Source organism: Bacillus sp. AFS001701, assembly GCF_002559405.1.
Taxonomy (GTDB): Bacteria; Bacillota; Bacilli; order Bacillales; family Bacillaceae_G; genus Gottfriedia.
In genome coordinates this window covers 1-9,496 of record NZ_NTZO01000179.1, presented here as the reverse complement: position 1 = coordinate 9,496, position 9,496 = coordinate 1, and the positions used below count along the sequence as shown (strand labels likewise).

Below are 9,496 nucleotides of genomic sequence, written 5' to 3'. Positions count from 1 at the left end.
ATATTATAAAATAATTGAATATAAGCACTATTCTAGCAATCTCATAAAAATTAGAATAGATATAAAAAACTAAATGAGGTGAGAAAATGAAAAATATTAAGGTATACCATTACGATGCATTTAGTAAAGAACCCAATAAAGGAAATCCAGCTGGTGTCGTTTTAGATTGCGATTCTTTGACTGATTATGAAATGCAGGATATTGCGAAACAAGTGGGGTTTAATGAAACTTCATTTCTATTAAATTCGAAAGTTGCTGATTATAAAATTCGTTATTTTACACCAGGGCATGAAATGGATTTATGTGGTCACGGGACAATGGCAGTCATATATGCTTTGGTCACTAGAGGGGAAATTGAGTTTAAAAGTGAGTTAACAATTGAAACAAAGGCTGGGATTTTGCCAATCAAGATTCACAATTCAAATAATTATATCTATATAACGATGAAACAAAAAACACCAGAATTTGTAGAATTTAAGGGTTCCATTGATGATGTAGCGTCCTCAATTGGTCTTAGTGTGGAGGATATCGATAAAAGTCTACCGACTCTTTATGGAAGTACAGGTGCCTGGAATTTACTTTTACCGATAAAAAATTTATCTTCATTTGAAAAGATGAAACCTGATAATCTGCTTTTTCCAAGTATTTTGACTGAAATACCAAAAGCGTCCGTTCATCCATTCTGCTTAGAAACATACGATTCAAATGCAGATTTTCATGCTCGCCATTTTTCTTCTGCATTTTCAGGAACGATTGAAGATCCGGTTACAGGTACTGCCTCTGGGATTTTAGGAGCTTATTATGCTAAGTATATTAATAATGATGTTAATGATGCAATTGAATTAGTTATTGAGCAAGGAGCTGAAATTCAAAAAGATGGACGTGTAAAAGTAAATATAAAAAAAATAAATTCAACTTATGACATAGAAATTACTGGAAATGCTGTTTATGTTAAGGAGATGGAATTTCAAATATAAAATGAAAAGGAGTACAGTATGTTTTTAAGCGAAAAACTATATGGACAATACAATATTGATCAAGTTCTTGTTGAATTAATCGATACAAAACCAATTCAACGGTTAAAAAAAATTCATCAAGCTGGTGCTACCTTTTTAGTGGATCATCATTTTAATGGAACCCGATATGACCATTCTATTGGTGTTATGTTGTTAATAAAAAGGTTAGGCGGTTCGGTCAAGGAACAAATAGCTGGTTTATTACATGATGTTTCTCACACGGCATTTTCCCATGTTATTGATTTTGTTTTTGATAATAGTGAAGAAAATTACCATGAAACAATCTTTGAAAAAGTAATTTTAGATTCGGAGATTCCTTCTATACTTGAAAAATATCATATCGATATAAAAGAAATTTTTGATATAGATAAATGGGAAATACTTGAAAAAGAGCTTCCGAAGCTATGTGCAGATCGAATAGATTATACATTAAGAGATATGCATACATATTTTGGAACACCTAAAAAAGAAATTAAAGCATTTTTAAATTCATTAGTTATTGTTAATGGAGAAATCTGTGTAAACTCTATTGAAATGGCGGAGTGGTTTACAGTGATTTATTATAAGCTTGCTATTGATTATTTTTTAGGTCCGATTAGCATTTATTCATATGATTCACTTGCAAAGATTATTAAACTGGCATTACAAAAAGATATTATTAAGTTAGACGATTTATTATTGGATGATATGCAGTTAATGACATTAATTCAAGAAAGCAATGATCAAGAAATTCAAGAATTAATTAATAGTTTATATGCAAAAGTTGAGCTCGAAGAAAATGATCAGGATTATGATATTCATCGAAAAGGTAAAAAAAGGATTATCGATGTGCCTGTATCATTAGACGGAAGAACTGTCCAACAATCATCTCTTTTATCAGACAACATTGCTAAAATGAATAAGAGCGCAATAGAGAAGTCTAAAAAAGGAACATTTGTAAAAATTAAAAGATAGAGTTAAAAGAAATTTGAAGTATGTAAATTAACTAGTTTGAAACTAGGGGGAGTCCTTTTGAAATCAGAACTAGAACTTATGGAAATGCATATTAACGTATTATTTAAACACAATGAAGTTGGAAAAATAACACAAATAAATGAACCACCATATACAGAAGCACCACGATTTTATATAGGAAGCACCAAAATGGGTAATGTGAAAAGGTTTTTAGATTGTCTTAAAAATGAGGAACTAATTGAATTAGAAAAAGCCTTAGACACGAATTCTAGTATACCTTTAGTAAATATCATGAAGATTTTAAGTAAAACTAATCAGATAGACAGTTTATGGATGGGCCCAGCATATGTATTTCAAACAGTTGGCAAAGTATCATCGAAAGCAATAAAAATTACCCAGGCAAACAAACAATATTTATTACCAAACTTTCCTTATACATATGAGGAGCTAGAATTAAAAGAACCATGTTATGCAATTATTGAAAATGACATAGCCGTTTCGATTTGCTGTAGTGCCAGACAATCAGCCGAAGCAGCTGAAGCAAGCGTATATACACTCGAGGATTTTCGTGGAAAAGAGTATGGATTAATGGTTTCAAATGCATGGGCTGCGGACATCCAAGGCCAAAGACGAACTGCTTTGTATAGTACATCTTGGGATAATTATGCATCGCAGGCAATCGCACGAAAATTAAAATTAGTTCAATATGGAACCGATTTACATTTTAGTTAAAAATATGTATAAGTTGAATTGCCTTTATTTAAGAAATAATTCTCATCATTAAAGGAGGATTTAAATGCAGTACTTTATCGGAATAGTACCACCAGATGATTTAAAGAAAAAAATAGTGAAATTCCAACAGCAATGGGAGAATAATAGATTAGTTGAAGGCGTCGAACCACATATTACCGTAAAGGCCCAAGGGGCACTTACCCCTGACATGAAATGGTTAGAAAAGGTAAAAAAAATTTGCGAAAGCTTTTTATCTTTTGAGGTTATGATAAGAAATCCAAAATTTTTTGGAGAAGATATTTTGTATTTGAGTGTTGACTCAGATGAATTAATTAAATTGCATGAAATATTAGTTGAAACAGTAGCACCTTCGAAAGAGTTAATTAAACATTATTTTGAACTTGATGAATATATCCCACATTTAACTCTTGGACAAACACAATTTGGGCTAACAAATTTAGAGTTAAATGATATGGCAATCAAGGCGACGGAAGAACTAACTTTTCCTCTAACATTTAAGGTTGAATGTATTAGAGTTTATGAATCAAACGAAAGTAGTAAGTACTTAAAATTGCTTGATATCCCATTAAGAATATGTAATTAATATGTCAAAAGAATTAGCCATCTTAAATTTAAGAACAATAATAGCATTACTTCTCGAATTGAAGTAGTGCTTTTTAATTGAAATTTAAGTGTATTATTATTTGAAAGCTTATATAATTAATGAATGATATTTAATCAACTTTAGTGTAATAAATCTGTTGGAAAGAAGGGCAATTGATGGATCAATATTCAGTTAAACAGGCAAGTTTCCTAATATTAGTAACTTTGACTGGAATAATTAGTTCCGTCATATTACATATCTCTCTCGTATTTGGAATTTTACCAGGATTAATTTTTTTAGTCGTATTAAGTTTAAAAACAGGATATTCAGTTAGAAATATTATGAAATTAAGCTATCAAGGAATGGGTAAAGTTAAAATCGTTTTGTTTATCTTATTTTTAATTAGCTTTTTACTTCCATCTTGGTATTTATCAGGAACGATAACATCGATGGTTTCGATTACTTTGCAGGCAATAAATCCACATCATTTTTTTGTGTTTTGTTTTCTAACAACGATGATTTTTTCAATGATTTTGGGTTCGTCGATTGGAACATTAAGTGCTTTAGGAGTTCCTCTTATTAGTAGTGCCATACTACTGCATATACCTGTGGAAATATCGGCTGGAGCGGTTATTTCGGGTGCATTTGTTGGTGATCGAACGTCACCTTTTTCAAGCGCACATCAACTTTTAGCTAATATTCTTGAAACAACTGTCAAAAAACAAGGTAAAGCGATGCTTCTTACATCCATTACTGCTGTAATCGTAACAATCATATTTTTTAGCGTAATGGATTTACTGTTTGCGCAAGGAATTACCCAGACACATCATGAAATCGTGAGCAATAAGGATATTTCATTCATTCAATTTCTTCCACCGATTTTATTAGTTGTACTTGTTTTATTTCGAATAAACATTATTTACTCGTATGTCATTAGTATTTTATCTGGAAGTTTAATAGCTTTATTTAATGGAATTTCTTTTAGTAAAATTGTGAATTCTTTTTGGCACGGAATTAATGGACTTGGTGGAGGGCTAAGTCATATGTATAGTTTGTTATTGTTTATTGCTGTAGCAGGAATTTATAATGCGTTATTGGAGGAGCTTAATATCATTCAGCCTATGTTAGATAAATGGCTTCAAACTTCAACTTCAATGCTATCCGATTCTTTGAAAACAATTGGTGCAACAGCAGTTATTTGCGTAATAGCCGGTAACCAAACGATGCCTATTATTTTAACAGGGCGATCTTTTTTAACACATTGGTCAAATAAATATAACAAAGAAGAATTGGCTCGGTTAATGGCGGATACAACTTTATTATTTCCAGCAATGATCCCTTGGAATGTTCTTGCAATCATGAGTAGTACAGTCATTAATATGAAGTTACATGAGTATTTACCTTATGCAATATTCTTATGGCTTCTTCCATGCTTAACGATTTTCATCAATGTATTTAAAAAAGTTAAGACTTACGAAACGAAGTATGAGGTCAGTTCTTAATCAGCAAGGGGAAAAACATAAAAAAAGAGATAAATAGCTAATATGCTATTTATCTCTTTTTTTCATACAACACTAGCAGACTGTATTTCTTTTAATTGTCTAACAGTAATACTGTATTTTGTACGTATAGCTTCTAATTCCATAATAGCCACATCTATGTATTCGGGATCGGCATAAATAAAATTAATTTCTTTTAGCTCTAAAAGTTTTTGTAAGCTTCTTAACTCATTATGTAAAAGTTGTGATGGCGTTTCATCAATTAATTGGTTTTTAGTAAAACGTTGAAAGATTGATTTAAAATTGATAGTTTTTCTTCTAGTTTGTTCTTGACCCGTTATTAATTTTGACATTCAGTAATCCTCCCTAAATATAGAAAATATCTACTATTTGAAGATATAGGCTTGTCCAACTTAATAAACTTGAAAGAAACTTAAGAATTGGTTGTTCTAAATCTTATTACAGTGTTGGTAAGAATATTCATGTAAATATTAAAAAAATAAATTTTTTTAACAAAATTGATTCTCACAAAAAAGATGGTTTAAAAGTTGAACGATTTAGAAAAGCTTTAAGTGTATTTACAATTTAACGTTTTGCATCATTCTGTTACACTTAAGGAACATAAAGTTTTTTCTTTATGCAAAATGAATTTTAAATAAGTGAGGTCAAGATTTATGGAAAAGATTGAAGTAGGCGAAATTCTTACACTTAGCTATGATGAAGGAGACGAGCAAGATTACGAAGTACTAGGCTCAATTACGATTGAAGGTCATGAATACATAGCAGTAGGTTTACTAGAAGAAGTAGAAAAAGAAAGTGAAGAGGATATTGACGTTTTCTTCTTAAGAGTCGAAGAAGATGGCGAGTTTTACGATATTGAAACAGAAGAAGAGTTTGAAAAGGTTTCAGCTGCTTTTGATGAAGTCTTAAGATAATAAGATCAAAAAAAGTAGGATTAAAGCATTGGAATACGGGCAAAAGTATAGGTAGTATTTCGTAATTTCAATAAAGGTAGAACACTTGTAGATCATACAAAGTGTTCTTTTTTGTATGTTTATGTAGAAATATGTAGGTTTTATTAAAAAATTGGAGTACAAACTATTAAATTTTCGGTATACTACAAATAGCAATTATATTAGGAGGAAGCTTATGCAATTTTCATTTAGAAATTACGCTTTCCCTTTGATTTTACTTAGTTGTATCATCATTGGTTCAGTCATCGGATATACTCATGAAAGCGTAGGAGTTGCCCTTAAGCCAATAGGGGATTTATTTTTAAATTTATTATTCGTAGTAGTTGTACCACTTGTGTTTTTCTCTGTAGCTTCAAGCTTTGCAAATGGCGGGGGAGAAAAATTCGGCAAGATTATGAGAAATATGTCAGGTGTATTTTTATTTACAGGTATTATTGCAGCAATCATAATGCTTGTTGTTATGAAATTTTATCCACCTGCACATGGGGTTCATATCCCAATTGTTAAACCTGATGCAACTGATAAAGTTTCAGTAGCGGAGCAAATTGTAAATACATTTACGGTGAATGATTTCTCAGGTTTGTTTACTAGAAGCAATATGTTAGCAATTATTGTATTTGCTGTATTAGTAGGCTTAGCAACGAATAAAGCTGGCGATAAAGCAGACATTGTCAAAAAATTATTATCAAGTGGTAATGTAGTGATCATGAATATGGTTAACTATATTATGTATCTTGCACCTGTAGGACTTGGAGCTTATTTTGCTTATCTTGTTCCAACATATGGAGAGGAATTACTAGGTTCATATGAGCGAGTTTTTGTTTTATATTATGTAACTGCTATTCTATTTTATTTTATCGTTTATAGTATTATTGCTTATATGGCTGGTGGTAGTTACGGATTTGGAATTTATTGGAAAAATGTATTACCTTCAACGTTAACATCTCTAGGAACTTGTAGTAGTGCAGCAACGATTCCAACAAATTTTGAATCAGCTGAAAAAATGGGCGTATCTAAAAATATTAGAGAGACTCTTATTCCTTTAGCTAGTGCATTACACAAAGATGGCTCTGTTATGGGTGGAGTCGTAAAAATCGCTTTTGCATTCGGTGTATTTGGAATGAATTTCTCTGGTTTGAATATTTATCTTGTAACAATCGGTATTGCATTACTAGTTGGTATGGTAATGGGAGCAATTCCGAATGGTGGAATGATTGGGGAAATGCTAATTCTTTCTCTGTTTGGTTTACCAGTAGAATCTTTACCAATTCTTGCAGCAATTAGTACGTTAATTGATCCACCTGCAACAATGTTAAATGCGACAGGTGATTTATCTGTGAGTATGTTAGTTGAGAGATTGACTAACGGGAAAAAGACTGCATAAATATGAAGACTGGGAATCTCCCAGTCTTTTATTTTTGTAAGAGTTTCAGGTTTCAGTCATAATACCTCCATTTACAAGAAGTACTTGGCCTGTTACAAAAGAAGAGTCTTCAGAAGAAAGATATATATAGGTTGGGGCAAGTTCGAATGGGTTGAACGGCTCGTAGAAAAAAGAACACATAGCCTAGTATGTGTTCTCTTTTTCTAAAAATTATTTTAAGTTTTCAGGGTTTAATCCTTTTAATTCTTCGATTACGAAAAGACCATCTTTACGGATTAAAACGTCATCGAAATAGATTTCTCCTCCACCATATTCAGAACGTTGGATACAAACCATATCCCAGTGGATATTTGAGTTGTTACCGTTGTAAGCTTCATCATAAGCTTGACCTGGTGTAAAGTGGAAGCTTCCATCGATTTTTTCATCGAATAAGATGTCTCCCATTGGGTGTAAGATGTATGGATTTACACCAATAGCGAATTCACCGATAAAGCGTGCACCTTCATCTGTATCAAAGATTTTGTTGATACGCTCAGTGTCGTTAGCAGTTGCTTCTACAATTTTACCTTCATTGAATTTAAGTTGAACATTTTCAAAAGTAAATCCATTGTTAGGAGATGGTGTGTTATAAGAAAGTGTACCATTTACTGAATTACGAACAGGTGCAGTAAATACTTCACCATCCGGAATATTCATTTCACCAGCACATTTAATAGCTGGGATATCTTTAATTGAGAATGTAAGATCAGTTCCAGGACCTTTAATTTGAACTTTATCTGTACGGTTCATTAATTCGACAAGAGCATCCATTGCTTTGTCCATTTTTCCGTAATCTAAATTACATACATTAAAATAGAAATCCTCAAATGCTTCAGTGCTCATTTTTGCAGATTGAGCCATTGAATCAGTTGGGTAACGTAATACAACCCATTTAGTTTTTGGAACACGAATTGCTCTATGTACTTTTTGACCTACAGTTTTACCATGGATTTTAGTTTTTTCGTCTGGTACATCTGAAAGTTCATTAATATTAACACCTGAACGTAAACCGATATAAGCGTCCATATCTTTCATTACATTTGCTTCGTATTCTGCTACTTTATTAAAGTGTTCTTCAGTAGCTCCCATTAATAATGCACGATCTACTTTATGATCCTTGATCGATACGAAAGGAAAACCACCAGCAGCATATGCTTCTTTAACTAAAGCTGTAACTAATTCAGTTTCTAGCTTAAAGTTTTCAATTAAGATTTTTTCTCCTGGTTGTAATTTTACTGAGTAATTGATTAAGTTTTTAGCTAATTTTGAAATACGTGGATCTTTCATTGAAAATTCCCTCCAATAATTATAACTATATACCTATTGTAAACTATTTAGTCAGTTTTGTTTATTAAAGTATTCTTTTTTTACTAAAGAATTTGAAAACTTGTTTTACGACTAGTTTAGTGTTTGGTAAAATTTGTAGTATAATACGAAATAAGTGATTAAATTTGTGGAAGGCTATGAATGAAAGGGGTTTTTTCGAATGGATTTAATTTCTATTAGTGCATTAATCGCAGCAGTTGCATTTGTGATCTTAGTTGTATTTATTAGTCGTACTTTATTCCGACTAGAAAGGGTATTTAGAGGTGTAGAGTCTACTATTGCTGAAACACAAAAAGATTTACATAATGTTTGTGTTGAAGCCGTTCAATTAGTACATACTTCGAATCATTTAGCAAATGAAGCTAAAATTTTTGTGAATAATTCGAATGAACTTACGAAAGATATGCGTGAACGAGCAAAATCCCTTGATGTATTAGCTAAATCAGTCGAAGAAGTCGGAGTTACAATCTCAGAAATGAATGAAAAAGTACGAGATACAGCTAATAATGTATCGAATACTGTAAAAGTTAGTACTGAAAAAATGTCCCAAGTAGTAAATTGGGGTAATACAGCAATGGATTTATGGGAAAAGTACAAAACGAAGCGTGAGGGAAAAAAGAGAAATGGTAAATCGAATATCAACGATTCAACAGTTTGATGAACTAATTAACAACGATGAGAAATTTGTGTTTTTAAAGCATAGTACAACATGCCCAATTAGCCATGCAGCTTATACTGAATTTTTAGCATTTGCATCTGCATATGAGAATGTACCATTGTATTTTTTACAAGTTCAAGATGACAGAGAATTGTCTAACTATATTGCTGAGAAAACGGCAATCAAACATGAATCTCCTCAATTATTAATTTTTGAAAATGGAGAAGCAGTTTATAATACTTCTCATTTTTCAATTAAGAAAGATGAAATTGAAAAAGCTTTATTAAAAAAATAAAAAAACTGCACCTTA

At 31.6% G+C, this 9,496-nt stretch carries 11 protein-coding genes and 1 pseudogene; 9 read left to right on the top strand and 3 right to left on the bottom strand.

Annotation, left to right across the window (positions count from 1 at the left end; all coding sequences use genetic code 11):
• Nucleotides 1-86: 86 nt before the first annotated feature.
• From CN514_RS13175 to CN514_RS13155, 5 genes are all read left to right on the top strand, one after another.
• On the top strand, nucleotides 87-977 hold the full coding sequence (locus CN514_RS13175) for a PhzF family phenazine biosynthesis protein (RefSeq protein WP_098232986.1): 891 nt from the start codon (nucleotides 87-89) through the stop codon (nucleotides 975-977).
• 18 nt (nucleotides 978-995) lie between these two features.
• Nucleotides 996-1,970 (top strand): HD domain-containing protein, encoded by a 975-nt coding sequence (locus CN514_RS13170; protein ID WP_098232985.1) that lies wholly within the window; start codon nucleotides 996-998, stop codon nucleotides 1,968-1,970.
• Nucleotides 1,971-2,027: 57 nt separating this feature from the next.
• Nucleotides 2,028-2,702: a GNAT family N-acetyltransferase gene (locus tag CN514_RS13165; protein WP_098232984.1), complete on the top strand. Its 675-nt coding sequence runs from the start codon at nucleotides 2,028-2,030 to the stop codon at nucleotides 2,700-2,702.
• Between the two features lie 64 nt (nucleotides 2,703-2,766).
• A complete protein-coding gene (locus tag CN514_RS13160) occupies nucleotides 2,767-3,306 on the top strand; it encodes a 2'-5' RNA ligase family protein (protein WP_176525899.1) in 540 nt (179 codons plus the stop codon).
• A gap of 176 nt (nucleotides 3,307-3,482) precedes the next feature.
• Nucleotides 3,483-4,808, top strand: a complete 1,326-nt coding sequence (locus CN514_RS13155) for a Na+/H+ antiporter NhaC family protein (protein WP_098232983.1) — start codon at nucleotides 3,483-3,485, stop codon at nucleotides 4,806-4,808.
• 62 nt (nucleotides 4,809-4,870) lie between these two features.
• On the opposite strand, the gene CN514_RS13150 is transcribed toward CN514_RS13155, so the two are convergent.
• Nucleotides 4,871-5,158: a hypothetical protein gene (locus CN514_RS13150; protein ID WP_098232982.1), complete on the bottom strand. Its 288-nt coding sequence runs from the start codon at nucleotides 5,156-5,158 to the stop codon at nucleotides 4,871-4,873.
• 321 nt (nucleotides 5,159-5,479) lie between these two features.
• On the opposite strand from CN514_RS13150, the gene CN514_RS13145 reads away from it, so the two are divergent.
• Together CN514_RS13145 and CN514_RS13140 are read left to right on the top strand one after the other, a co-directional pair.
• Entirely contained in the window at nucleotides 5,480-5,740 is a 261-nt protein-coding gene (locus CN514_RS13145) for a DUF1292 domain-containing protein (protein ID WP_049819710.1), read from the top strand.
• A gap of 214 nt (nucleotides 5,741-5,954) precedes the next feature.
• The gene (locus CN514_RS13140) at nucleotides 5,955-7,163 is read left to right on the top strand and encodes a dicarboxylate/amino acid:cation symporter (protein WP_098232981.1); all 1,209 of its coding nucleotides are present in this window, start codon (nucleotides 5,955-5,957) and stop codon (nucleotides 7,161-7,163) included.
• 45 nt (nucleotides 7,164-7,208) lie between these two features.
• On the opposite strand, the pseudogene CN514_RS26520 reads toward CN514_RS13140, so the two are convergent.
• Together CN514_RS26520 and CN514_RS13130 are read right to left on the bottom strand one after the other, a co-directional pair.
• A pseudogene (locus CN514_RS26520) lies at nucleotides 7,209-7,313 on the bottom strand (NAD(P)-dependent oxidoreductase); the annotation flags it as partial.
• A gap of 60 nt (nucleotides 7,314-7,373) precedes the next feature.
• Entirely contained in the window at nucleotides 7,374-8,489 is a 1,116-nt protein-coding gene (locus CN514_RS13130; RefSeq protein WP_098232980.1) for an aminopeptidase, read from the bottom strand.
• Between the two features lie 199 nt (nucleotides 8,490-8,688).
• Between CN514_RS13130 and CN514_RS13125 the strand changes: the two genes are divergently transcribed.
• Together CN514_RS13125 and ytxJ are read left to right on the top strand one after the other, a co-directional pair.
• Nucleotides 8,689-9,186 carry a DUF948 domain-containing protein gene (locus CN514_RS13125; RefSeq protein WP_097979145.1) on the top strand — a complete coding sequence of 166 codons (498 nt, stop codon included), beginning with the start codon at nucleotides 8,689-8,691 and terminating at the stop codon, nucleotides 9,184-9,186.
• Entirely contained in the window at nucleotides 9,152-9,481 is a 330-nt protein-coding gene (gene ytxJ / locus CN514_RS13120) for a bacillithiol system redox-active protein YtxJ (protein ID WP_098232979.1), read from the top strand. Before CN514_RS13125 ends, ytxJ begins: the two co-directional genes overlap by 35 nt.
• Nucleotides 9,482-9,496 lie beyond the last annotated feature (15 nt).